Source organism: Desulfatitalea tepidiphila, assembly GCF_001293685.1.
Taxonomy (GTDB): Bacteria; Desulfobacterota; Desulfobacteria; order Desulfobacterales; family Desulfosarcinaceae; genus Desulfatitalea; species Desulfatitalea tepidiphila.
This window is the reverse complement of record NZ_BCAG01000003.1, coordinates 1246752-1269890: the sequence shown is the minus strand read 5'-3', so window position 1 is coordinate 1269890 and position 23139 is coordinate 1246752. Positions and strand designations below refer to the sequence as shown.

Annotated in this window: 24 protein-coding genes; 7 read left to right on the top strand and 17 right to left on the bottom strand. The window is 54.2% G+C overall.

Annotated features, from left to right (window positions below):
* Positions 1–322 precede the first annotated feature (322 nt).
* From DFT_RS10320 to DFT_RS10305, 4 genes are all read right to left on the bottom strand, one after another.
* Entirely contained in the window at positions 323–1033 is a 711-nt protein-coding gene (locus DFT_RS10320; RefSeq protein WP_054031116.1) for a DUF6901 family protein, read from the bottom strand.
* Between the two features lie 144 nt (positions 1034–1177).
* Positions 1178–1630, bottom strand: a complete 453-nt coding sequence (locus DFT_RS10315; RefSeq protein ID WP_054031115.1) for a hypothetical protein — start codon at positions 1628–1630, stop codon at positions 1178–1180.
* Positions 1631–1685: 55 nt separating this feature from the next.
* Positions 1686–2912 (bottom strand): FtsX-like permease family protein, encoded by a 1227-nt coding sequence (locus tag DFT_RS10310; RefSeq protein WP_054031114.1) that lies wholly within the window; start codon positions 2910–2912, stop codon positions 1686–1688.
* Positions 2913–3026: 114 nt separating this feature from the next.
* A complete protein-coding gene (locus tag DFT_RS10305; RefSeq protein ID WP_054031113.1) occupies positions 3027–3497 on the bottom strand; it encodes a GNAT family N-acetyltransferase in 471 nt (156 codons plus the stop codon).
* Between the two features lie 503 nt (positions 3498–4000).
* On the opposite strand from DFT_RS10305, the gene DFT_RS10300 reads away from it, so the two are divergent.
* Complete coding sequence (locus DFT_RS10300; protein WP_054031112.1) at positions 4001–4216, top strand: hypothetical protein; 216 nt, start codon at positions 4001–4003, stop codon at positions 4214–4216.
* 14 nt (positions 4217–4230) lie between these two features.
* Here DFT_RS10300 and larE read toward each other — a convergent pair whose 3' ends face one another.
* Positions 4231–5067: an ATP-dependent sacrificial sulfur transferase LarE gene (larE, locus tag DFT_RS10295; RefSeq protein ID WP_076750679.1), complete on the bottom strand. Its 837-nt coding sequence runs from the start codon at positions 5065–5067 to the stop codon at positions 4231–4233.
* 230 nt (positions 5068–5297) lie between these two features.
* Here larE and DFT_RS10290 point away from each other — a divergent pair, with 230 nt between their 5' ends.
* From DFT_RS10290 to DFT_RS10265, 6 genes are all read left to right on the top strand, one after another.
* A complete protein-coding gene (locus DFT_RS10290; protein ID WP_054031110.1) occupies positions 5298–6986 on the top strand; it encodes a hypothetical protein in 1689 nt (562 codons plus the stop codon).
* A 214-nt stretch (positions 6987–7200) separates the two neighbouring features.
* On the top strand, positions 7201–9303 hold the full coding sequence (locus DFT_RS10285; RefSeq protein ID WP_054031109.1) for a peptide-binding protein: 2103 nt from the start codon (positions 7201–7203) through the stop codon (positions 9301–9303).
* Between the two features lie 14 nt (positions 9304–9317).
* A complete protein-coding gene (locus DFT_RS10280) occupies positions 9318–10277 on the top strand; it encodes an ABC transporter permease (RefSeq protein ID WP_054031108.1) in 960 nt (319 codons plus the stop codon).
* A 50-nt stretch (positions 10278–10327) separates the two neighbouring features.
* Positions 10328–11458 (top strand): ABC transporter permease, encoded by a 1131-nt coding sequence (locus DFT_RS10275; RefSeq protein WP_054032425.1) that lies wholly within the window; start codon positions 10328–10330, stop codon positions 11456–11458.
* 41 nt (positions 11459–11499) lie between these two features.
* Entirely contained in the window at positions 11500–12507 is a 1008-nt protein-coding gene (locus DFT_RS10270) for an ABC transporter ATP-binding protein (protein WP_054031107.1), read from the top strand.
* Positions 12504–13475, top strand: coding sequence for an ABC transporter ATP-binding protein (locus DFT_RS10265; RefSeq protein WP_054031106.1), 972 nt, complete (start codon positions 12504–12506; stop codon positions 13473–13475). Before DFT_RS10270 ends, DFT_RS10265 begins: the two co-directional genes overlap by 4 nt.
* 87 nt (positions 13476–13562) lie before the next feature.
* On the opposite strand, the gene rpsI is transcribed toward DFT_RS10265, so the two are convergent.
* The 12 genes from rpsI to tolA form a co-directional block, all read right to left on the bottom strand.
* Positions 13563–13958, bottom strand: a complete 396-nt coding sequence (gene rpsI / locus DFT_RS10260) for a 30S ribosomal protein S9 (RefSeq protein ID WP_054031105.1) — start codon at positions 13956–13958, stop codon at positions 13563–13565.
* 20 nt (positions 13959–13978) lie between these two features.
* Positions 13979–14416, bottom strand: coding sequence for a 50S ribosomal protein L13 (gene rplM, locus DFT_RS10255; protein ID WP_054031104.1), 438 nt, complete (start codon positions 14414–14416; stop codon positions 13979–13981).
* Between the two features lie 87 nt (positions 14417–14503).
* Positions 14504–14851 carry a bactofilin family protein gene (locus DFT_RS10250; RefSeq protein WP_054031103.1) on the bottom strand — a complete coding sequence of 116 codons (348 nt, stop codon included), beginning with the start codon at positions 14849–14851 and terminating at the stop codon, positions 14504–14506.
* Positions 14852–14862: 11 nt separating this feature from the next.
* On the bottom strand, positions 14863–15900 hold the full coding sequence (locus DFT_RS10245) for a hypothetical protein (RefSeq protein WP_152971935.1): 1038 nt from the start codon (positions 15898–15900) through the stop codon (positions 14863–14865).
* A gap of 155 nt (positions 15901–16055) precedes the next feature.
* On the bottom strand, positions 16056–16862 hold the full coding sequence (locus tag DFT_RS10240; RefSeq protein ID WP_054031101.1) for an SAM hydrolase/SAM-dependent halogenase family protein: 807 nt from the start codon (positions 16860–16862) through the stop codon (positions 16056–16058).
* Between the two features lie 47 nt (positions 16863–16909).
* A complete protein-coding gene (gene ruvB, locus DFT_RS10235) occupies positions 16910–17950 on the bottom strand; it encodes a Holliday junction branch migration DNA helicase RuvB (protein WP_083453583.1) in 1041 nt (346 codons plus the stop codon).
* Between the two features lie 16 nt (positions 17951–17966).
* A complete protein-coding gene (gene ruvA, locus DFT_RS10230; protein ID WP_054031099.1) occupies positions 17967–18581 on the bottom strand; it encodes a Holliday junction branch migration protein RuvA in 615 nt (204 codons plus the stop codon).
* Positions 18582–18671: 90 nt separating this feature from the next.
* A complete protein-coding gene (locus DFT_RS25015) occupies positions 18672–19178 on the bottom strand; it encodes a crossover junction endodeoxyribonuclease RuvC (protein ID WP_076750499.1) in 507 nt (168 codons plus the stop codon).
* 120 nt (positions 19179–19298) lie between these two features.
* Positions 19299–20186: a tol-pal system protein YbgF gene (gene ybgF, locus DFT_RS10220; RefSeq protein ID WP_054031097.1), complete on the bottom strand. Its 888-nt coding sequence runs from the start codon at positions 20184–20186 to the stop codon at positions 19299–19301.
* A gap of 144 nt (positions 20187–20330) precedes the next feature.
* Complete coding sequence (gene pal / locus DFT_RS10215) at positions 20331–20891, bottom strand: peptidoglycan-associated lipoprotein Pal (RefSeq protein WP_054031096.1); 561 nt, start codon at positions 20889–20891, stop codon at positions 20331–20333.
* A gap of 36 nt (positions 20892–20927) precedes the next feature.
* Positions 20928–22226 (bottom strand): Tol-Pal system beta propeller repeat protein TolB, encoded by a 1299-nt coding sequence (gene tolB, locus DFT_RS10210; protein WP_083453582.1) that lies wholly within the window; start codon positions 22224–22226, stop codon positions 20928–20930.
* A gap of 37 nt (positions 22227–22263) precedes the next feature.
* The gene (gene tolA / locus DFT_RS10205; RefSeq protein ID WP_083453428.1) at positions 22264–23133 is read right to left on the bottom strand and encodes a cell envelope integrity protein TolA; all 870 of its coding nucleotides are present in this window, start codon (positions 23131–23133) and stop codon (positions 22264–22266) included.
* Positions 23134–23139 lie beyond the last annotated feature (6 nt).

Genomic DNA, 23139 nt, shown 5'->3' with positions numbered 1-23139 from the left:
TGCCGCCATCGGCCTGTTTACCAGACGCGACGCTTGAATTCGCCCCACGGGAACGGTCGGTATTGGGGATCGATGGCACTGTTTGACGTGATTGGGGGGTCGTCTCTGGTGGTTGCGATTCTTTTGGAGCCCGCGTCGATCCGAGCTTGGATAGAAATGATTTCAGCAGCTTGATCAATTTTATACTTCTTTCTGTACTTTTGTCTTTGAACAATTCTTCGTCAAGTGGAGGCGGAACTGCACAAATAGGGTTGGAAAAAAATGGTGAAAAAGATACTCAGTGTCGTTGTTTTGAATGCGCATGCGTTACAGGCCAAGGTCTTCAATCGGCAAAGCGCCCCGCAAAGATATATTCCAATCCGCTCAAGCTATAGTCCATCTCCATGGACAAAAACTGGGAGAGGGAGTGGAGGGTTACGATCGCGTTTTTATCTGCGTCTTCACTGCCGACGCTGGTGATGCGGCCAAGCAAACCTTCGTTGACCACCTGCACCCTGCTGTAATGTTGTTCCAGGGTTTTGAAGTCGAAACGAATTCCCGGCTGATTCTTGTATTTGAAGTATTGAGCCAGCAGATACATGGAAGCCGTGCGGACAGTGGTTTCCTCGATGGTTGCGAAAGGCAGGTGAAACCGTGCCATGGGCTTGAGAAATTCCATGACCGGGCAATCGCTCGTTGCCATGATCACCCCGAAGATGGACGACAACCCTTCCATCACGGATGTCTTTTTCATGTAAGAACGCTCTGCAGTCTCGCAGACGACGGTGCAGTCATGATATGAAAAGACGGCTTTGAACGATTCGACCAGTTCCATGATATTTACGGCGATCGGACAATTCCGGTGGGCATCCGGGTGCAGGGGGCAATCCGGGCACTGCTGATATTCCAGATGAACCCATTCCGGTGTATCGGCGACAGTGGCGACAGGGATCAAACTCAATGTATCCGGGTCCAGAGAGATTTCATAATCTTTAATCTGGCCGTTGGAGAACTGAAATTGGTAGTGAAATTGAAACGGTCCCCGATTGATCATGGCAACACCTTTCCTTCCTGCCGGTCTTGTCGTTTCATCGTCACCCGTTACCCTTCTTGAAATTGTGTCCATCCATGGAACATTTTTCCCTGTCTGCCGGACCTTATCACAATAGCAGGGCATGACCAATACTCTTGATGGCCCTTACTGCACCTTGCCCTTCCGAACCATTTTCATCAGCTTGCCTACGGATTCTTTCAAGGCCATGTTTTGCTCCTTAAGGGCCATTATCCTTTCTTCATGCTCCTGTTTTAACTGAGAAAGCTTTTGGTCCAGATTCGCCTTTTTCTGCTGGTATTCGGCAATCAGCCGTTTCTCGAGACGTTCGCTTTCCAATCGGGCCTGTTCGAACTGCTGGTCCGCCCGGGTCAGCACCTCCTGGGCGCGCACATATTTCTGAGATGCCTCGATTTTTCTCTTATAACCCCAAGAAAGAAACATGGCCACGAACATTCCCAGGACACCGATCAACCGCAGGTAGGGTCCTGGCCGTAAGCCGCCCAGAACGGCCTCAATGGCAAGCCGGTCCACGATGGCGGCAAAAACCACCAATGACAGGAACAGAATCATCAACAGGATTTTCAAGATTTTTCGCACCCATCCTCCAAGGGTAGAACCGTTGCACCGCTCTCGGGATCTCCGCGGCTACCCGTTAACGATAGCGAACCCCATCGACAGGCTTCAACCTGGCCGCCTTGCTCGCAGGGTAAAGGGATGCACAGATGCAAATCGCGAAGGTACCCAGCCCGATCAGGGCTAAATCGGTTATTGTGATTTTTATCGGCAGAGTGGTTAAAAAATAGACGTCGCCCGGAAGTTCGATAATCGGATACTGTGCAATAATCCAACATAAGACCAATCCCAAGCAGGCGCCGGCGCAGATGCCAACCAGACCGATGACCATGCCTTTGTTCAGAAAAATGGTGCGGATGCTTCGATTGCTCGCCCCCATCACCTTTAAGATGGCAATATCTTTGACTTTCTCTTTGACCATCATAATAAGGGCACTGGCGATATTAAAGGCGGCGACGAGGATAATCAAAGTCAAAATGACATACATCATCACTTTCTGCATGGCGAGCATGGAGAACAAATTACGGTTCATCCTTTTCCAGTGGGTGGTCCAATAGGCATCCCCCAATGCAGTGTGAATCTCTTGAGTGATCTTCTCCACCTCATCCGGTTGTTCGACCCGCACCTCGATTCCTGTGACCGACTCGGACACGCCGATCATCCGCTGAAGGCTGTCGATGCGCGCGAAACCCATGGCGCCGTCATATTGGTGCATCCCGGTATCGAACAATCCGACCACTTTCAGACGTTGCGTCTGAGGCAGGGTGCGCAGACTGGCGTGTCGGGCATCCGCAACCATGAGCAGAACGCCGCTGCCGACGGCAACCTTCAGTTTGTCGGCCAGCACCTTTCCCAGGATCACACCTTGCTCCATCTGCTCTCCGGCGGCAGCGGCCAACACATCGCCGATGAGCGCTGTGCCGTTGACCTTCACCTGGATGCCGGTGCGCTCTGGATCGATGCCCCGGATAACGACCCCCGAGACCCCGTCGGCCGAACGCAGCATGCCGTGCGCATAGACAAAAGGAGCGGCGGAAGCCACCCCATCGACATTTTTGACCTGGCTAAGGATTTGACTGGGGTTTCGGATCCAGTCATTGAAACGCATCACCGTAATATGCGAATCGATATCCAGAATGCGCCGTTTCAACTCTGACTGAAACCCCGTCATCACGGCAATGACCACGATCAGGACCATGACCCCAACCGTGACACCTAACGTCGATAGGATCGTGATGACCGGCACCAGCTTACGTTGGCTTCGAATCTTTAAAAACCTTCCGGCGACGAATGTTTCAAACGACATGGATCAATCCCGCTCTTCTCTCATTCATCAACATTACATCACCCTGTCTCCCATCACACCTTATCGATGATCCTTGCAAAAAATTATGCAATAGGTAGGCCAAACTAACAGGTCTCACTTGAGCTTGGGCGGATAGGGCCCGGGGGTCGAATCACTGATGGCCGTCGCACCCGCCGCCTTTTCAAAAAATTTCGGTTCACCGGCATCGCCGATGATAGCGTATGCATATCCCGCAAGCCGCATTTCCTCCAGACAAGCGAGGAGCAATGCTCGTCCGATGCCACCTTCACGAGCGCCGGAAGCGACCCCGATAGGGCCAACGAAATTTCGAAAGGTGCAATTTAAACAGCTGAAACCCACGATAGCGCGGTTTTTGACGGCAAGATAGCAGCCGATGGGTTGGCGTCCGAAAGCAGTTTCACACTCACCGGCCCAAAGCGCATTGAAGGTTTCGCCCACCCACCGGACGACTTGTTGGCGCTCATAGGCCATCGCCCTTCGGATGGACACGCCTTGTTCGGCGAATAGAGACAGTGAGCAGTCTGTTTGAGGCAACCGGTATAATCGAACCAGCAAATCGGCCATAAGGTACCCTTTTACCTTTAAAAATGTAACTTATTAACAATAAATGACTTTTTTAACAAGTGGGAATCGCTGACAAGCAGGGATTCTAACTGAATGTGATTCATCTTGAAGGGCATTCATTACAGAAGACATTTGTTAATAATATTCGCATTGCGACGGAGATGGCAGGTGTGGGTGTGGCAGGTGGCCAGGGCCACGTACGCCTGCGGTCCTAGTGCCGCTCGAATGCAAACGGCGGACAAGCGGCCCAGACTGTTTGAGCGCAGCGAGTTTCTGGGCCGCCCGCTGTGCATTCTTAGCGGCACTTGGCCGCTTGGCGTGTGGCATCGGCCACCTGCTCCACCCACGCCGGGTTTAATGAAGCGAATTCAGTAAGAATTGCAGGCTGATGGGGTAACCTACGGATTGACTTTTGGGGCGTTCTCACGCAGTAATAGAATTTAACGTGACATATAACCGAGTTGCGATCCCATTTAATTTAATGTTCAGGGAGACAATTGAACATGGCCACATTGAATCAGCGCCGCAAAACGGACCGGGAACGCCAGAAAAGATGGCGCGAGCAGCAAAAAAAAGATGGCAAAAAACAAATCTCTGCCATGATATCGCTCAAGGCCCAAATCATTCTCAATCGAGAAAAACGCCGCACCAACAGCACGACTTCGGAAGTGATCGAGCAGGCTATTTTGAAGATAGCCGAAACGCAAAAACAAAATTGACGGCGCAGAAAAAATCAGGTGGTATCTGTCGATATGGATCTGCCCGTGCGAGTGATGCCCCGATTCATTTTTCCGCTTGTATATCCTTCCAGATCGAGACACACATGAGTGTATCCTAAGGCTTGAAGCTTTTTTACGATTTCGATGCGAAGTGAAACACCTGCGAGACGGGGAATCTGTGCAGGATCGGCCTCTATTCGGGCCATATCTCCATAATGGCGCACCCTGCAGGGGTCTACGCCCATATCTCGAAGTACAGCCTCGGCACGATCAATCTGCCTGAGGTCCGCCGGTCGTATCGGCCTCCCGTAGGGTATGCGGGTTGCCAGGCAGGCCATCGCCGGTCGGCTCCAATTGCCGAGGCCCCACCGCCTGGCCAATTGACGAATCTCCGATTTTGAAAACCCGGCCTCGACCAAAGGCGCTGAAATCTCTTGCTCACGAGCGGCTTGCAGACCAGGCCTGAAATCCTGCTGGTCATCTAAATTTGCACCGTGTAAGACCACCTCGGCCCCCACTTCTATAGCTTTTCTTTTCAAAACCGCGAAGAGACGTCGTTTGCAATAGTAGCACCTATCCAGGGTGTTTCTGGAAAAAAGCGGGTCCTCGAGTTCATCGGTCTCCACAAGCACGTGGCGCACCCCAAGTTGCTTGGCCATTTGAACGGCCAGCTCTTTTTCGCCGCTGGGATGAATCTCCGAAACGGCGGTAATCGCCACGACACGTTCTCCCAACGCCCTCTGTGCCGCAGCCAGCAGCAGCGTGCTGTCTACGCCGCCCGAGAAAGCCACTGCCACGGCGTCGTAAGCAGTCAACAGGTTCTGTAGCGTCTGTGCTTTTTCATCTATCATAGCGTTGTCTCGGCAGGTCATTGCGGGTACCTTTCGGATGCTTTCGGTTGAGATCCCAGCGCACTCCCAACACCCATGGACAATGATGTTGAAAATAGGGCCAAAGAGTTGCTGTGCAAGGTTCTACCGGAAAAAAGGGTTTACAAAAAAATGACGATCCTTTATGTTGGCATTTCGTTCAGCAATGCTAAAAATACATGTAAATATACGCAATTGCAAAGGGGCAACGTATGGGCAAGGACAGTTTGATCAAATCCACGGCCAAGAAAACGGAAGCGGCAAAAAAGAAAGAAAAACCTAAAAAAGCCACTAAAACGTCAGCGTCCAAAGCATCTGCTCCCAAAAGTTCCAAAAAGAAATCTCAAAAGGCACAAACCACCAAGGCTACTGCGCCCGTCGAGGCTTCAAAAACTGCCGGAAAAGCCCCAGCGGCCGCCGCGAAGCCTGCTCCCAAACCAACCCGCGAGGCGCTCATTTTCAAAAAGTTCGACGGACAGCGACCACCTGTGGGCGACAAGCCCGCCACCCCGGACTTTTCTCAGATGACCGCTCCGCCGTTCATCGACACCCAGGACCCCGATGAGGCCCAACGGCTTCGTGATCTGCTCTTCAAGCGCTTCGATATGGCCGATATCAAGGCCGCAGCCAAGCCGCCAGCGGAACCGGTCGCCCAAGTCGAGGCACCGGCCGGGGGCCAACCCGTTGAGCCCGAAAAGGATGCTGCAGCGGTCCAAATACCCCCGGCGGCAGCGCAGGAACCAGCCCCGAAACCAACTCGCGAGGAACTCATCTTCAAAAAATTCGACGGGCAGCGACCGCCTGTGGGCGACAAACCCGCCACCCCGGACTTTTCTCAGATGACCGCTCCGCCGTTCATCGACACCCAGGACCCCGATGAGGCCCAGCGGCTTCGTGATCTGCTCTTCAAGCGCTTCGATATGGCCGATATCAAGGCCGCAGCCAAGCCGCCAGCGGAACCGGTCGCCCAAGTCGAGGCACCGGCGCCTGCCGATGTGCCAGTACCCGAGGAGAAACCTGCGCCCCAGGCGTCAGAAGAACCGAGCGAAAAAAAATTAGAAAAGCCGGCTGAAAAACCGGTAAAAGAACCGACACCGGAAGCGAAAACGGCGTCCGAAACACCGGTGGCCGCTGGCGAGCCGGCACCTTCCGAAACCGAACCCAAGAAAGCGGCGGCACCGCCGGTCCAACAGCCCCGGACCGAAGCACCTCACCCTGTGGAGGCGGCTCGAGGTGAAACCCGCCCGGACAAAGAACCGCCCGATCCAGTGCTTCGCGCGGCCAAAATCGGTGCCATCATCGCCGCCGCGATCTTTTTGCTCATCATCTGGACCAGCTACACCAACAGTGGCCGATATTTCATTCTTCCCCAGCGGGGCGCAGTTGAGATCTGGAAAGGCAATTTTTCACCCACGGGCCAACAATTTTTTGCTGTTCTGCACGGCTACCAACTTGCCGAACCCGTCCAGGACATCTACCGTCAGAAAGATGTTTTTCCAATAATTTTTGGTTATTACCTGAATAAAGCAGATGCACTGCTTGAAACTAGCGGACTCCCTGACTACAAGGCCATCGCCGACTATCTGGATCGGGCCGAACAGTACGCATTAAGCGAAGAGATGCGCGCCGAAATTGAACATCGAAAAAACAACATCCAGCGCATGACCCTCTATTACAAGGCCGAAGTTGACGCCAGCAAAAACACCGTCGAATCGCTGACGTCCGCACTCGACAACCTCGCCAGGGTTCAACGTCTGACCACCGACCCGACCCAGTTGTCGGCGGTTGAGCAGAAAATCGCTTCGGTCACGGCCGCCTTGGAAGCGGCAAAAATCCGCCGAGCCGAGGAAGCCGCCGCCCAACAAGCGGAAACGCCGACGGAGGCGGAAACACGAGAATAGCCACACGTCGCGCTCAACCAAAACAGTTCCAGGGGAATCCTCATCATGAGGGTTCCCCCTCTTTTTGCACGCTCCCAGTCGAGTCTCCCCGCTTGACTTGAATCGATCCATCGCCTATGGTCAACATACTTATTTTGCAATCAAATCATAAATCTGGCATGGCTACAGACCTGCCGACGGATAACTCACGAACCGCCCCTAAGGGCCGCAACACATGAATATCCGACGTTTTCTCATTGCAGCCCCGACCCTGGTGATCATCGTCCTGCTGGCGTCCTACTTCTGGGCCCCGAGCTACGAAGACCAAACCCGCGGCAATCCCGACCGCCTGAATCAGTTCATCACTGCATCCATCGGAGATGCCAGCATGCTCAACCCCGTGCTGTCCAGCGACGGCACCAGCAGTGAAATCAACGCATTCGTCTTCGAAGGCCTCATCGACAGGGATGAAGCGTTGCATTTCAGGGGACGCGTTGCGACACGCTGGCAAGTTTATGAACACGCCTATTTTTTTTGCAACGAAGGGACGCCGACGGCCCGCTGGGGAAAGATCGACAACCGCACCTTGGCATCTGAACTGCGTGCCCTGTTCCTCCAGGGCGATCCACAATGGCGCCACGTGAAAGAGGTATCACTGCTGGAGCCCGCCACGAGTGAAGAGACAATCTCGTTCAAGGTGGGGGAGAGGGAACGCACCGCCGTCGTTCGCATCGACGCGCCAGAGGCCATACGGATAACCCTCGGCAAGGTAGATCAAATGCTCTTCGAGCGCCTCGCAACCCTCCTGGGGCAAGACTATTTCGATGCATTCGATCCGACTGCGCATGTCCGCACGGACGACGAAATCCCCCCATCCGAACTGGCGGCCGCGGCCCGACGGTTGTTGCCGTCGACCCGGCACAACCCGGTCATCGACTTTTACTTGCGGCCGAATGTCAAATTCCACGACGGTCATCCGCTGACCGCGGCCGATGTGGCATTTACCTATCGGGCGATCCTGAATCCCAAGAATTTTTCACCCCGCCTGCCGGATTTCGAACCGGTGCAGTCGGTCGAGGTGATCGATCCGCTGACCATCCGTTTTGTATATAAGCGGCTCTATTCACCGGCCCTGGCCACATGGGGAATGGGCATCCTGCCGGCGCATTTGCTCGATGACGACGCACTGCGGGCCGAGGCCATCGATTCCGGAAAAGACCCCGATGCCTTCACGATGCGACAAAGCCGCTTCAATCGACACCCCATCGGATCCGGCCCCTTCGTCTTCCAGGAATGGAAGTCCGATCAATTCCTGCGACTCGAACGGTTTGACGATTACTGGGAAGGTCCACCCAACTACCATCGTTACGTGATGCGTATCATTCCCGACATGCTCACCCAGGAAATGGAATTCTACTCCGGCACCATCGACAACTACAGCGTCCTGCCCCATCAAGTGGCACGTCTTGAAAAAGACGAGCGTTTTCAACACTTTTCAGGCATCGCCTTAGGTTATACCTATATCGGATACAACCTGCGCCGGGCACCGTTCGACGATGTCCGTGTGCGGCGCGCCCTGGGTATGGCCATCGACCGCCAGGAGATCATCGATTATGTGCTTTACGGCCAGGGTGAATCGATCACCGGGCCTTTTGCCAAGCAAACCGATTACTACAACGATGCGATAGAGCCCCTGCCCTACGACCCCCAGGGCGCATTGGCGCTGTTGGCCGAAGCGGGATGGACTCCCGGGCCCGACGGGTACCTGCAGAAAAAGGGGCGCCGCATGGCCTTCACCCTGATCACCAACAACGGCAACCCGTTGCGCAAGGCGGTTCTGGCCATTGCCCAGGATGCCTGGAAAAAAATCGGCATTCAGGTGGAAACGGATCTGCTGGAATGGTCGGTTTTTATTCAGAAAAGGGTCCATGAACTCGATTTCGATGCCCTGGTGCTGGGGTGGTCGCTGGGCATCGACCCGGATCTTTATCAAATCTGGCACTCGAGTCAAAGCGCCCCCTATCAACTGAATTTCGTGGGCTTCAACGATCCCGAAGCCGACGATTTGATCATCAAGATCAGGCAAGAGTACGATCATGCCACCCAAGTCGCATATTGCCATCGACTGCATCGCATCATCGCCGAGGCCCAGCCGTATACCTTTCTCTACGTGGGCCGCTGGACGGCCGTTCTCGACAAGCGCATCGTGCGAAAAATCATGACAGCGGAAGGTGAAACCGTCTATAAACCCATCACCCCCACGCCAACGGGCAGCTACACCTTCCATTTCAACCAATGGATCAAGCTGCCCAAAGCGCCGGTGTTCGAATCGCGCTGAATCGAGGAAAGCCGATGTTGCATTTTCTTGGCAAAAGCCTGGTCCAGAAATCGATCACCCTGTTCTGCGTATCGGTGGTCTCCTTCCTGATCATCCACCTGGCACCCGGAGAGCCCAGCCAGATCGACCCGCTCAATCCCAAGTTCACACCCGAAATCGTCGAACGCATGCGCAAAGAGTTCCATCTGGACCGCCCCCTATACGTCCAGTATCTGTTTTTCTACCGCGATCTTTTCACGGGCAAAACCGTCTCGTGGCGGGACAATCAACCGGTGCTCGCAAAAGTCTGGGAACGCTTTTTAAACAGCCTGCCGCTCTTTGTCGTGGGCACCCTGCTCACCTGGACCTTTTCGTTTCCGGTAGGCATCCGGTCGGCCATCCAGCGCGATGGTCTCTATGACAAGACGACCACCTTTTTCGCCTATCTGCTCATCTCGATCCCGGGTTTCTTTTTTGCTTACATTCTGATCATCCTGGTGGTCACCCACCTGCATGTTCCGGTGATCGGGATGGAGAGCTTTGGCGTCACCGGCGCCTCGCCCATCGTCAAATTCATGGACCGCACCTGGCATCTGGTCCTGCCCTCCATTCTCGGCGCCACCGGCGGCATTGCCGTGTTGTCCAGATACGTGCGCAGCCAGATGCTGGAGATCATCGGCATGGACTACGTACGAACCGCCCGTGCCAAAGGGCTGGACGATGATACGGTCTACTACCGGCATGCCTTGAGAAATGCACTGCTGCCCTTTGTCACTATGTTCGGTCTGATCCTGCCCGGTCTGATCGGTGGATCGGTCATCATCGAATCGATTTTCTCTTGGCCCGGCATGGGGCGCATGGCCTATGAAGCGATTCTGGCCCGCGATTACCCCATCATCCTGACCCTCAACTTTATCACCGCGGTGTTGGTGCTGGTCGGCACCCTGATCTCCGACCTGCTGTACATGGCGGTGGATCCCAGGATTCGACTCTAATGCCGCCTTCAGACACGCATAGAGTGCCACCTGCCGTCGACGAAAGCTGGATGCCGCCCTCGCGCTCGCCATGGTCGGAAACGTGGCGATTGCTGCGCAAAAACCGCATGGCTTTTTTCGGGTTCGCCATATTCGTGGCGTTTTTCCTTCTGGCCGTCACGGGCGTATTGCTCACCTCGGGCAAACACCCTTTGCTCGACCCTTCCCAGGTGCGTCTCCAGGAAAAGCTTCGCCCGCCCCTGTCGCTACCCAGGATTGACATACTGCAGCCTGCGGAGCGGCCCACCCTCGGCATCTATCTGCTCGGTACCGACGACCTGGGGCGCGATGTGTTTGCCCGCATGCTGCAAGGCGCCTGGGTTTCGCTGACGGTCGGGTTCGTGGCCGTCGGCATCGCAGTGGTCATCGGCATTCTTCTCGGCGGATTGGCCGGCTATTTCGGACAAATGCCTGTCCGTTTAGGACATTTTCTCGTCTGGACCCTGTTCGCAATCCTGCTTTTTGCATTGATGTCCGGCATGTATCGCCTGGCAGGACTTGCGGCCCTTTTGACCGCCGCCGGATGGATGCTTTCCCGACGCTCGGGCCGATGGTTCGAGGCACAGGCTTCACCCGGTCAGCGCCGCTGGTACGACCCGCTGCGACGGCCGGTGATGAGCGTCGACACGCTCATCATGCGCGCCGTGGATATCATGCTCTGTTTCCCATCCTTCTTCCTGATCCTCACGGTGGTCGCCCTGCTGCCGGCAAGCCTCTACAACATCATGATCGTCATCGGCCTGACCAGTTGGATGGGAACCACCCGCTTTGTTCGCGCCGAATTTCTCTCCCTGCGCGAGCAGGACTTCGTAGCCGCAGCCCGAGCACTCGGGCTCAGCGATATGCGGATTATCTTCCGTCATATCATGCCCAATGCCGTGGCGCCGGTGCTGGTCTCGGCCACACTGGGCATCGCTTCGGCCATGTTGACCGAAGCGGGATTGAGTTTCCTCGGTTTTGGGGTGCCGCCGCCCCATGCGACCTGGGGAAACATTCTTTCGGACGGCAAAGATTTCATCTTCGACGCACCCTGGCTCACGTTTGCACCCGGCATCGTCATCCTGGTCGTGGTGCTGGCCTTCAATCTCTTCGGAGAAGGCTTGCGCGATATTCTGAATCCCAAACTGCGAGAGCGGAACTAAACCGCCGAACCCCGGCACATCCTGGAGGATCGCACCCTACAATGTCCACAGAAAAGGATACGGTACTGGCCATCGAAGACCTCCGCGTCTACTTCCAAGGCGAAGGACCGGAGGCGCTCGCGGTGGACGGAATCGATATTCGCGTACTTCGACAACAAACCGTCTGTGTCGTCGGAGAATCCGGATGTGGGAAGACCGTTACCGCGCTGGCCGTGATGGGGCTTCTCCCGCAACCGCCTGCCAGGATCGCTTCGGGTCGCATTCTTTTCAAGGGCCAATCTCTTCTGGATATGCCCCCTGCACAATTGCGCGCCCTTCGCGGCAAGGGCATCGCCATGGTCTTCCAGGAACCCATGACCTCCTTGAATCCGGTATTCACCATCGGGGACCAGATCAGCGAAGCCATCTTGGCGCATGAAGCCATCGGTGCTTCTGAAGCACGCCAGCGGGCCATTCAATTGCTCGATGACGTCGGCATCGTCGAGCCCCATAAGCGGATCAACGCCTACCCGCACCAACTCAGCGGCGGCCAGCGTCAGCGGGTCATGATCGCCATGGCCCTCGCTTGCGGGCCGGACCTGATCATTGCCGACGAGCCCACCACCGCATTGGATGTCACCGTACAGGCCCAGATCCTGGATCTGCTGAAGCAATTGCAGCATGACAAGCAGATGACGATTCAATATATCACCCATGATTTAGGCGTCGTGAAGCAGATCGCGGATCACATCTATGTCATGTACGCCGGCATCATCGTCGAGCAGGGCACTGCAGAGCATATCTTTAAAGGCGCCCGACACCCTTACACCCGGGCCTTGCTGGCAGCGTTACCGACCCGGGAAAAGCGCGGAAAGCGGTTGTACAGCATCCCGGGCAGCGTACCCCATCCCGCCTACAAACCCAAGGGATGCCCGTTTCATCCCCGCTGTGAAAATCGGCAGCCCGCCTGCGAAATTTCATTTCCAGAGCTTTGTGATTGCGGCCATGGTCATCTGGCCAGATGCCCTGTCATCTTCGCAGCGGAGATGAAGAAGGAGGCGGCAGGATGAATGCTCCCACGTCACCGATTCTTGAAGTAGCCCATTTAAAGAAGCACTTTATTTCCAATCGCGGTTTTTTCAAGCAATCGACAGATGCGGTTAAAGCCGTCGACGGCGTCGATTTTTCTATACTGCCGAATCAGACGATGGGACTGGTGGGTGAAAGCGGTTGCGGCAAATCCACGGTGGCCCGTTTGATCCTCAGGCTTTTGTTGCCCGATGAAGGTCTCATCCGCTTCGAGGGACAGGAGATCAGCGGCTTGAGCGAGCGTCAGTTCAAACCCATGCGGAAACAGATGCAGATGGTTTTCCAGGATCCCTACAGCTCCCTCAACCCCAGGATGACGGTGGCCCAATCCATCGGTGAAGGGGTACGAATCGCCGGGATCACGACTCGCTCGGCCCAACGCCGACGCATCAAAGCCTTATTGGACATGGTCGGAATGCCATCGGCCAGCGTGGATCGGTATCCTCATGAATTCAGCGGCGGACAACGTCAACGCATCGGCATCGCCCGCGCCTTGAGCGTTTCACCGCGGCTGATGCTGTGCGACGAGCCGATCTCTGCCCTGGACGTCTCCATTCAAGCCCAAATCATAAACTTGTTGAAGGACCTGCAGTCGGAACTGGGGCTGAGTTATCTCTTTATCTCACATGATCTCAATGTGGTGAGCTATATCTGTGATGTGGTTTACGTCATGTATCGCGGTCTGATCGTCGAGTCTGCCCCGGCGCCCACGCTTTTCGACAACCCGCGTCACCCTTACACCCTCAAACTTCTGGCCGCCGCCCCGGGAGAGACAGAAACATCAAAGTCCAGATGGAACGCGCCACCGCCGAGGGACGATTCGCCGGGGAACGGTTGCCCCTTCAGCGACCACTGTGCTGAATCCGATGAAAGGTGCACTCCTGTTCTTCGTGAAATCAGGCAAGGCCACTTCGTACGCTGTGGCAAATCAGGATTATCCGAACACTGAAGCGATCGGACGGGCAGGTAAAAAAAAGGGGGAACCTGATCAGAACAGGCCCCCCTTGTTGCCACGAATTTAGAATAGAAGCAAATATTAGCGCTTGGAGAATTGGAAACGCGCGCGCGCGCCCTTCTGTCCGTATTTTTTGCGCTCTTTTTCACGGGGATCGCGTCGCACGAATCCAGCCTTCTTCAGGACCGAACGCAACTCGGGATCGAATTCCATCAACGCCTTGGTAATGCCATGTCGGATCGCTCCGGCCTGGCCGATGGTACCGCCTCCCAATACTTTGATTTTGATATCAAATTTATCCTGATTGTTGGTCAGTGTAAGCGGCTGCTTGATGATGGTTTTGGCCGTATAGACTTTGAAATAGTCCTCCAGGCTGCGACCATTGATGCTGATGTCACCGTTCCCCGGTTTGATCCAGGTTCGGGCGATGGCGTTCTTCCGTTTTCCAGTTGCGTAGTATACGTTCTCTTGTGCCATTTAAAAATCCTGATATCTACTCAATTAAGGGTCAACGTTTCGGGTTGCTGGGCGCTATGGGGATGCTCGCTACCGGCATAGACCTTAAGTTTTTTATTCAGCTGTCGTCCCAGCCTGTTTTTGGGCAGCATGCCTCGAACGGCGTTACGGATCAAATCTTCCGGGCGCTTTTCCAACAGCTGACGGGCGGTGATCGATCGAAGACCGCCGATATAACCGCTGTGCCGGTAATAGGTCTTTTGATCCATCTTGCGGCCGGTTAGTTTAATCTTCTCGGCATTGATCACAATGACGGAATCGCCGGTATCCACATGAGGGGTATACATCGGGTTATATTTTCCACGAATACGGGCGGCAATTTCGGCCGCCAGACGTCCGAGGACCGCGCCGTCTGCATCCACGACCCACCAGCGGTCCTGATTGTCACTCGGTTTGGCACTATATGTGTATTTTTTCACTGTTTTTCACTCCTAAGCGTGTTTCGGAATCCAGCACTTTTAGATGAAACCAAGGGGTAAGTCAAGGAAAATTTAATCGAAAACAGTTCAGCCTCCCTGTTTGACCACCTGTCGCGTACATGTCACTTCGGCGTTCAGCAAGCCGCCCGCCTCCACGACCAGGTCGTTGCATTTAATTTTTCCCGAGCATTTGCCGGTCGATAGGATCACCAGTTCCTTGTCCACCTCGATCTGGCCATCGAACTGTCCGCCGATGGTCATGTTGTTGGCCTTGGCTTCGGCAAAAACCGATCCCTCCTCGGCGATCACCACGTTATCGCCGCTGACAGATCCCTTCACGATTCCTTTGATCACCAGGCGGCCCTTGCCCACCACCATTCCTTCGACGGTAAAGCCTTCGTCTATGATCGAAAATTGTTTCTGATCGGTTTTCACGGCAGTTCTCCTTAGGGTTCGCTCTTTTCACGATCGGGCGCCGGCTCGGTCTCTGAAGCTTCTGTTTGGCCTGAAGGTTGACCTGCTCCGACCGCTGGAATCTCTTCCAGGGGGTCAACCTGAGGGTCGTTTGTGGCCTTGGAACCGGCATCCAAGGGTTCGGCAATACCACTTTCCGCCGGTTTCTCGGAAACAGATCCTGCCGGTGCGGGTGAGGCGGCCTCCGAAGTCGCGGCAGGTGCTTCGACTACCGAAGGTTGAGACGACGTCGGTTCTGTCGAGGACTCTTTTAAAGGCGCTGCAGCCGCCGGTTTTGGTGGGGGAGGTGGTTCGATTTCAATCTGGATATCGGACTCCCTGGACGCCAACAATTTGCCTTCTTCCGAAAACACATAAACTACCGCCACGTCATAAGATAGGGGCCCCTTCAACCCGTATGCCCGGTGTTTCATGGTGATATAGTTGTTGATGCTAAAAGGTTGGCCGGTGCGGCCATCCGGTTGTCCATCGGCCAGAAGCGCGGTGGGAATTGCGAACCATTTGATCGGCGGATCGGATTTATTTTTAAATACGACCACCGCCCGACCGGACAATTTCTTCTTTGGCACGGATCGATTGTACAGCCGAAAGGTCGCCTTCAACAATTTTTGCCGACTGTCGTAATCAATAACCATATCCCTCACTTCGGCACCCCATCGGGTCTCCGGCGCTTTGGGCTTATCATTTTCGCTCATTTTGGACGTCGATTTTGCAGGGGTTTTACCGCTATCCGCATCCCCTTCGTCTTCTTGGGTGGCCGTGACCGGTGCTGTGTTTCCGTCCTGCCCAGCGGCGGTCGAGCTGCCGGAGACTTCCGGCTCTGTCGCCAGTTGCGCCTTCTGAATGCCAAGTTTCGCATGAAGCACATCTTTCTCGTCCTTCAACTCGCTGGCATATTGACGCAGTCCGATGAGTTCGGCCTGCAGCCCCTCGATGGTGCGCCCCTGACGAATGTAAAAAAACCCGAGAATCACCAGCGCCGCGAGGCTCAGGAGCGCAATGGCAAACACAGCGATGGCCACCTCCTTAAAGCGGTTGAAGGGAATGACCCGTCCATGCTCCCCCACCAGCATCAGGCTCCAGTACCGTTGCCCTTTTACTGAAAGATTGGATTCACTCTTTTTGCGTGTTGTCTTCATCTAAATATTAATCCCAGGACCTATCGTTACTTTTTCACGGTGACACGAACGGCCGTCTCCGGACCGGCGGAAAGCAGGTTAAACGCACTGCCGCCATTGACGGCGACTTCCAGCCGGTTACGGCTGTTGACCAGAGCGATCAATCGGTCGGGTTCGCCTTCGGCATACGTTTTTGCGAGACCTTGGATATTCCGCCCACAAATCTCCACCTCGATCACACCTTGCCGCGATCGGCTCATCAGCTGTGTCAGGCTGTCGCTGTCGATGTTGGTTCCCAGATTACCGAACCGATCCACATAACTGATCTTACCTGCGATATCACCCTGTACCGAAAAAGCGCAACGCTTTTTGGCCCGTTTTTGGATGTGGTCGGGATCCAACACCGGCCCGAGTTTTTCGATGGGTATACCCAACGACAAGTGCGCCGCCACGGGTGCGAAAATGTCACGGCCATGAAATGTGCTGCTCAGCGGCTGCAGAAAGAACGCCGTGTTCTCAACACGGACCATTACGGTTGGCGTTTCTCTCTCGAAAAGCGGTGTCAGCAACCCATTGTTGGGAGCGATAAAGGTATGCCCCGATTGCTGAACGGCGATGATATCGCGGGCGCTCCCCACCCCTGGATCCACGATGGCCACGTGGATCGTTCCAATGGGAAACCAGCTGAATGCAGCGTCGAGCACCTCCCCCGCCTGATCAATCTGCTGAGGAGCGATATGGTGGGTGATATCGACGATCGTCACGGACGGATGGATGCTCAAGATCACCCCTTTGAGCACCCCTGTATATTCATCCTGGGTACCAAAATCGCTCAACAAAGTGATGATGCCCACGTCCCAGCCCCTTTGAACGGCAATGGGTTGGAGAAGAAGTTATGCCATTAAAACAATTTTTCCTGAACAGCGTAACCGAGGTGCCGGAAAGCACTCTCAGACGCTTTCCGGCCGGACGAGGTGCGAACGACCATACCGATTTTCAATAAAAAGGGCTCGATGACGTCCACTAGGGTGTCGGCCTCCTCCTGCAATGTTGCCGCAATGGCCTCGATCCCCACCGGTCCTCCGTGATAGTAGTCGATAATCGTTTTCAAATAACGCCGATCCAGATGGGTCAATCCTTTACCGTCGACTCCTTCCAGGTTCAATGCGGACTCGACGATATCGATACTGATGCGCCCATCCCCTCTGACCTGTGCGTAGTCTCTCACGCGCTTGAGCAACCGGTTGACGATTCGCGGGGTACCCCGCGATCGAAGGGCGAGGTTGCGCGCACCGCCCTCGTCGATGGATACGTTCAGGATTGCTGCAGAACGGCGTATGATGTGCATCAAGTCTTCAATGTTGTAAAAATCAAGGCTGCGAAACAATCCAAATCGATCCCTCAAAGGCGCGGAAAGCAGCCCGACACGGGTTGTGGCTCCCACGAGAGTGAAACGATTCAATCGATATCGATGACTTCGGGCGTGGATCCCCTTGTCGAAAACAAAGTCCACGGCGAAATCTTCCATTGCTGGGTAGAGAAATTCTTCCACCGTTTTAGGCAGCCGGTGGATTTCATCCACAAATAGGATGTCCCCTTCTTCCAGATGGGTTAAAATACCGATCAAATCACCGCCCTTTTCTAGGGCCGGACCCGAGGTGACCGTTAAGCGGCCATTCATTTCACGCGCGATAATATGCGCGAGGGTCGTTTTGCCAAGACCGGGCGGGCCATGAAATAAAACGTGCTCCAATGGCTCGTTGCGAAACAGCGCAGCTTCAATAGCGATCTTAAGGGTATTGACGACATCGCCCTGTCCCACATAATCATCGAGCTTTTCCGGTCGCAGAGATTGAATGTCCGGATCGCTGTCATCCAACAGGCACGCACTGTCTACAATGCCTTGGGGGGCTGTCCCTCTGGTAAACGCATCATCCTTCATCATCTACTAACCTTAATTAAGCCTTTTCGCCCCGATAAACTTCGTCAAACAAGGCTTCAGGGCTGTCGATGCGGTCATTTCGCTTCAAGGCTGCACCGATCATCCGCTTGGCATCCGCCAATTTGTGGCCCAACTGCTCGACCAGCACCTCCAGCACCGGCTGAACAAAATCCACGGATTCGGGTGCATCCGGCACGTCGCTCTTTCGAATCAAGGCGAACTTTCCCACTTTCCCTTGCAGTGTGGCAATGATCTTTTGAGCGGACCGAAGGCCGATCCCTTTCAACTGCTTCAACTGATCCAGACGGTTGGATTCGATGGCGTCGGCGATATCGCTCACCGGGATGGTCATTGCCTTGGCCGCCTTGAGCGGCCCAATGGCGTCGACCGATATGAACAGCTGAAAAAACTCCTTTTCGGCCTCAAGATTGAACCCGATCAACACGGGTTTGGGTTGCCGTTCGGTCTGATGGTAATAGATATAAAGCGCCACCTGCTCTCCGACCTGCCTGGCATTGAGCGTATCCCGAACATAAGCAGGTACCAACACCTCATACCCCACTTGGTTGGCAAGCAGTATAATCCGCTCTTGCTCTTTCTTTAAGAGTCGTCCCTCAAGATATGCAATCATAATTTCTCACCACCGGGCACCTCATACAAATGCGGATAAAGCCTTAGTATCGATGGCACCCTTTAACCTTACCCATGCCCAGCATCATGTTCAGCTCTGCAGGAAGCGAATTTGACTGCCACCATAACGAAAGAGCCCGATGAGGGCAAGACCCAATGCGTCCGAGGCATGGTATGGGCGTATAGGGTGTGGATAACCCAATGCTTTTCGAACCGCCGTTTCAAGTTGGACCTTCGTCGCGTTTCCATTTCCAGTCAATACTTGCTTGGCTTCGCGGACTGCGACTTCCTTGACAGCGGCACGCGTCATACAGCAGGCCAACAAAACCACACCCGAGACCTTGCCCAAAACGATGCCGGACTTGGGATACTTTTCAAGAAAAAACACATCTTCAATCACGATCAGGTCTGGATCTTCATTCCGGAATACATCGCACAATCGGTTGTATATCTTTTGGAGGCGGAGAGGCTGAGGGTCTTTGGCCGATGTTGTTATTGCTCCGAAAGCAAAATTTTCAACCCGATGGTGAGTGCCTTCAATGATGCCGATCCCCGTGCCCGCAAGACCCGGATCGATTCCCACGATCTTGATCTTCATCGTTTCGGCTGGTGTGAGAAGGTGGGTGGTTTCAAAGTATCACCGATTTGATCGAACGGAAGGACTTCTGTTCTGTGACAGGCAAGAGCAGGTATGGACACACCCTCCTCTGCCAACCCGTCAAAACTCGGTTAGCTTTGTGGCGGCAACTTTGGCCTCGTTGCTGTTTGGATATTTCTTTTCGAGCTCCTTGAGTATCAAACGTGCATTGGACCTGTCTCCCAATGCCAGAAATGACAAGCCTTGCTTAAGCATAGCGGCCGGCACTTTGTTGCCGTTAGGATACTTTTCTATCACTGTCTGATACTCCAGGATCGCCTTTTCGTACCATTTTTCCCGGTAGTAGCTCTCCCCGATCCAGAACTGGGCATTGTCGGCATTGGCGGATTTGGGGAAAGTCTTGATCAATTGCTGAAAACCTTGTCGGGCCTTGTCCAGGCTGCCCTTGTCGTAGGCCTGTTTAGCTTCGTTGTATAGTTGATCGTCGGTGGTCGATTTGTCAGGGCTGCCGGCAGCGTCACTCTTGGAAGGCACACCAGCCGTGGGCTTTGGACCGCCACTCCCGAGATTGAGATATTGCTCGATCTCCATAAGTCGCTTTTCGAGCTTCGCCGATTGAAGACTCAGCTCATCGATTTTCTGGTGATCCTTCTCGAAGGTGGCAAGCTTTTGATTCAGCTGATACTCGATCTCTTCGAGGCGCCCGGAAAGCCGTCGCGAATCTTCCTGGAGGGTATCCATTTGAGCGCCCAACGTTGCATACTTGGATCGCAAGGTCGTTTCGGTGGTCTGGCTGGTTTCACCCACAACGGCCAATTCTTTTTGAACCAGCTTCTGCATGTCGCTGTTTTGTCTTTGCAGTTCCTGATTCTGGCGTTCCAAAAGCATGAGCCGTTCGTCGAGAATAAGCACATCTTTCTGGCTCGCACAGCCCACAATGGTAGCACAGATGAGAGCCAGGGCAATCACCAGGGAACATATGCGGGGAATGATACGTGATGATTTCACTGGAATATTTCCATTTTGGCATATACTTCCCGGCATCTGTGTTACGATGCCGGGAAGTAAGTAACGTCAAGATGGCACCGGCTTAACTGGAGTCTTTATTCTGACCCCGGCAACGGCCGGTTGCGGTGCTTTGCAGGAATTGAATCAGTCGATGGCGAAATGCGCGCGGCGGTTCTTGGCCCAGGCGGCCTCATTCTGGCCGGGATCGATCGGTCGTTCTTCGCCATAGCTGATGATGCTCAAACGATTGCTGGCGATACCCAGGTTCACGAGAAAATCTTTCGCAGATTGGGCACGTCGTTCCCCCAGAGCCATATTGTATGCTTCGGTGCCGCGCTCGTCGCAATGCCCTTCGACCGTCACGGTGACTTTCGGATTGGCTCGGAGGTAAGCCGCTTTTTGAACCAGCGTATCCTGTGCATCCGGCCTCAGCGCCGAGCTGTCAAATTCGAAGTAAACGTCCTCTTCGCTGAAGGCCATCGCCGCCTGGCGTTTCGCCTGCTCCGCAGCGATTCGTTCTTGCTCCAGACGTGCACGTTCTGCGGCCGCCTGATCGGCAACCGTGTCCGTTGCCGGTTGTGTCACGACCGGTTGCGCCGTTTCGGCCGGCGCGGTCTCAACGGCTTTCTTGGCACAAGACACCGTGAATAGCATGGCCGGGATAACAAGCACCAACATGATTACCAACCAACTGTTTTTCCTCATTTTTTCCTCCTTTTTTTCGATGCCGCTACAACAACTTTACGGTAGTATGTTCGGCGACCATCTGGGTTGACTCTGTTCTCCGGAAAGGGCCAACAGACGCCTCTGGTCCGTTCCATATGCTGTCATGATGTATATTCTCGCCACACCCTCTCGGGTGGATTTAAATGCGATAAGACTTCCGTCAGGCGACCAGGATGGTGCTTCGTTATCGCCTTGATTGTAGGTTAGTCTGATTGGGTGATTTCCCTCGATATCGATGACGTGGATATTTATTTGCCCTTCCGCCATGGATGAATAGGCGATTTTATCGCCTTTGGGGGACCAACTGGGCTGCGTATTGTATCGCCCTTCAAACGTCAGTCGTTGTATGCGGTTGCTGCCCATTTCCTGGACGTAGATTTGTGGAGTCCCTGCCCGATTGGAAACGAAAGCTATCATGCGGCCATCGGGCGACCATGTCGCATCCACATCAATTCCCGGGCTATTGGTCACCCTTTTAATCATTTTCCCCCCACCGGTCAATAAATAAATTTCCTGGTCTCCCCCCAAGGACAAGGTGGCCGTGAGTTCGAATCGGTGCGGGACCCATGCGGGCGCGATTTGGCCTCCACTGAAATTGAAAATCGTCTCCAGGTCGCTCTTCAAGTCTCGCACGTGGATTTTCGCAGGTCCCTTTGCAAAGGAGGTAAATGCGAGATAGCGTCCATCGGAAGACCAGGCGGGAAAAGAGGTGATGCTGCGATTTTTCGTGACCTGCCGGACATCATGGCCGTCAAATTCACAAACGTAAATTTCTTTTTGTCCCGTTCCATTTGAAACGAAGGCGATTTGACTATCGAAAACCCCCTGGTTCCCCGTTAGGGCCTGAATGACTTCGGCGCAAAAACGGCGAATCATATCCCGCTGATCTTGTACACGACCGCGGTAACGCTTGCCCACCACCAGAGAAGCCTTGAATGTATCGAACAACCTTAACTCCAACACGAGCTCGTCGGCCTGAACATTCACGCCTCCGGTGATCAGCAGCTCGGCGCCGACAGTCGTCCAGTTCTGGAAGTTAATCTTGTTCTGGGTGATATTTCCACTTTTCGGGTCATGAAGAAAAGACCCTCTGTCCAGGATCTTGAAATACCCTGTAAAGTCGAGCATGCGCGATAGGCTGTCCGCCAGACCGGCGTTCAAAGCGCCATTGGCGCCGCCAGGTGAAACGGGGCTGAATACCGGCACGGCCATGGGTATTTTTCTTAGAAAAGGATTGGTCAAATCGATGTATTGAACGTCGCCCAAACCCTCCCCTGGGATGCATAGGCATCCGACAAAAATCAACACTTTCATAAAATGGTACATCCAATTGTTGTGTCGCATATCTCCTCTACTGTACGCCTTTGGGCGTAAACCGCAGACCCATTTCAATAAAAGGGCGGTTCAGGCCATCCGGATGCGGCCTGACCGGGCTGGATTTTATGATCGCCTTGTAGGCCGAATCGTCCAAATAAGGGTTTCCCGAACGGTCGGTAAAGAAAATATCTTCGATCCGACCATCAGGAAGTACCTTCATCACGATACTGGCCACGAGATGCCCCTTGTCTCCGCCCAGTTGATCGGCATAAGCCCAATTCTTTTGAATGGCATAGGCAATCTCGAGCCTGTACATATCTATGAGTTCACCCTCTTGCTTTCCACCACCCCCAAACCCCATTTTCCCACTTGTCGCCGTACCTTCCCCACTTCCGGTTGTTTCCGCTGAATCGGGGCGCCCCTCCTTTTCCACCTTTTCCCTCAAGCGTTTGATCGTATCTTCCAATGGCCGGGGGGGCGCGACTTCTACTTTTTTTTCAATCCGCTCCAGCGTGCTCTTTAAAACTTCCTGGGTTTTTAAGGTCTTGTATTTGAGGGCGGTCTTGGTCTTGGGCGTGGCTGGGGCAAGCGACACCTCCGCCTCCGCAGCAGGCTTGGGGGGCTGTGCTTCCTCTATCTGGACCTGTTCCGGTTCCGTTTCCTCTAAAGGAGCAACCTTTTCGTCTGCAGCTTTCGACGACTTTTCGGACGACGGCGAGGTGGCCTGAACATCCACCATCTGCACATCGATAACCGATGGGAAAAAGCTCTCTCCGACATCCGGTTTCGGTGTGTAGAGGATAAATGCGAACAGCAGTATATGCCCCAGGAAACTGAATAAAAAAGGCCAGAAGAACGGATTACGATGCTCGCCGTGTGGATATGACATGATTCCAGAAATCATTTCACC

Excerpts from the sequence above, each read along its gene's own strand:
- tolB (WP_083453582.1), bottom strand. The coding sequence starts at position 22,226 with ATGAAAGTGTTGATTTTTGTCGGATGCCTATGCATCCCAGGGGAGGGT.
- larE (WP_076750679.1), bottom strand. The coding sequence starts at position 5,067 with ATGATAGATGAAAAAGCACAGACGCTACAGAACCTGTTGACTGCTTAC.
- pal (WP_054031096.1), bottom strand. The coding sequence starts at position 20,891 with ATGAGGAAAAACAGTTGGTTGGTAATCATGTTGGTGCTTGTTATCCCG.
- DFT_RS10285 (WP_054031109.1), top strand. The coding sequence starts at position 7,201 with ATGAATATCCGACGTTTTCTCATTGCAGCCCCGACCCTGGTGATCATC.
- ruvA (WP_054031099.1), bottom strand. The coding sequence starts at position 18,581 with ATGATTGCATATCTTGAGGGACGACTCTTAAAGAAAGAGCAAGAGCGG.
- DFT_RS10265 (WP_054031106.1), top strand. The coding sequence starts at position 12,504 with ATGAATGCTCCCACGTCACCGATTCTTGAAGTAGCCCATTTAAAGAAG.
- DFT_RS10310 (WP_054031114.1), bottom strand. The coding sequence starts at position 2,912 with ATGTCGTTTGAAACATTCGTCGCCGGAAGGTTTTTAAAGATTCGAAGC.
- DFT_RS25015 (WP_076750499.1), bottom strand. The coding sequence starts at position 19,178 with ATGAAGATCAAGATCGTGGGAATCGATCCGGGTCTTGCGGGCACGGGG.
- ruvB (WP_083453583.1), bottom strand. The coding sequence starts at position 17,950 with ATGAAGGATGATGCGTTTACCAGAGGGACAGCCCCCCAAGGCATTGTA.
- DFT_RS10280 (WP_054031108.1), top strand. The coding sequence starts at position 9,318 with ATGTTGCATTTTCTTGGCAAAAGCCTGGTCCAGAAATCGATCACCCTG.
- DFT_RS10320 (WP_054031116.1), bottom strand. The coding sequence starts at position 1,033 with ATGATCAATCGGGGACCGTTTCAATTTCACTACCAATTTCAGTTCTCC.
- rpsI (WP_054031105.1), bottom strand. The coding sequence starts at position 13,958 with ATGGCACAAGAGAACGTATACTACGCAACTGGAAAACGGAAGAACGCC.
- DFT_RS10275 (WP_054032425.1), top strand. The coding sequence starts at position 10,328 with ATGCCGCCCTCGCGCTCGCCATGGTCGGAAACGTGGCGATTGCTGCGC.
- tolA (WP_083453428.1), bottom strand. The coding sequence starts at position 23,133 with ATGATTTCTGGAATCATGTCATATCCACACGGCGAGCATCGTAATCCG.
- DFT_RS10290 (WP_054031110.1), top strand. The coding sequence starts at position 5,298 with ATGGGCAAGGACAGTTTGATCAAATCCACGGCCAAGAAAACGGAAGCG.
- DFT_RS10300 (WP_054031112.1), top strand. The coding sequence starts at position 4,001 with ATGGCCACATTGAATCAGCGCCGCAAAACGGACCGGGAACGCCAGAAA.
- DFT_RS10270 (WP_054031107.1), top strand. The coding sequence starts at position 11,500 with ATGTCCACAGAAAAGGATACGGTACTGGCCATCGAAGACCTCCGCGTC.
- DFT_RS10305 (WP_054031113.1), bottom strand. The coding sequence starts at position 3,497 with ATGGCCGATTTGCTGGTTCGATTATACCGGTTGCCTCAAACAGACTGC.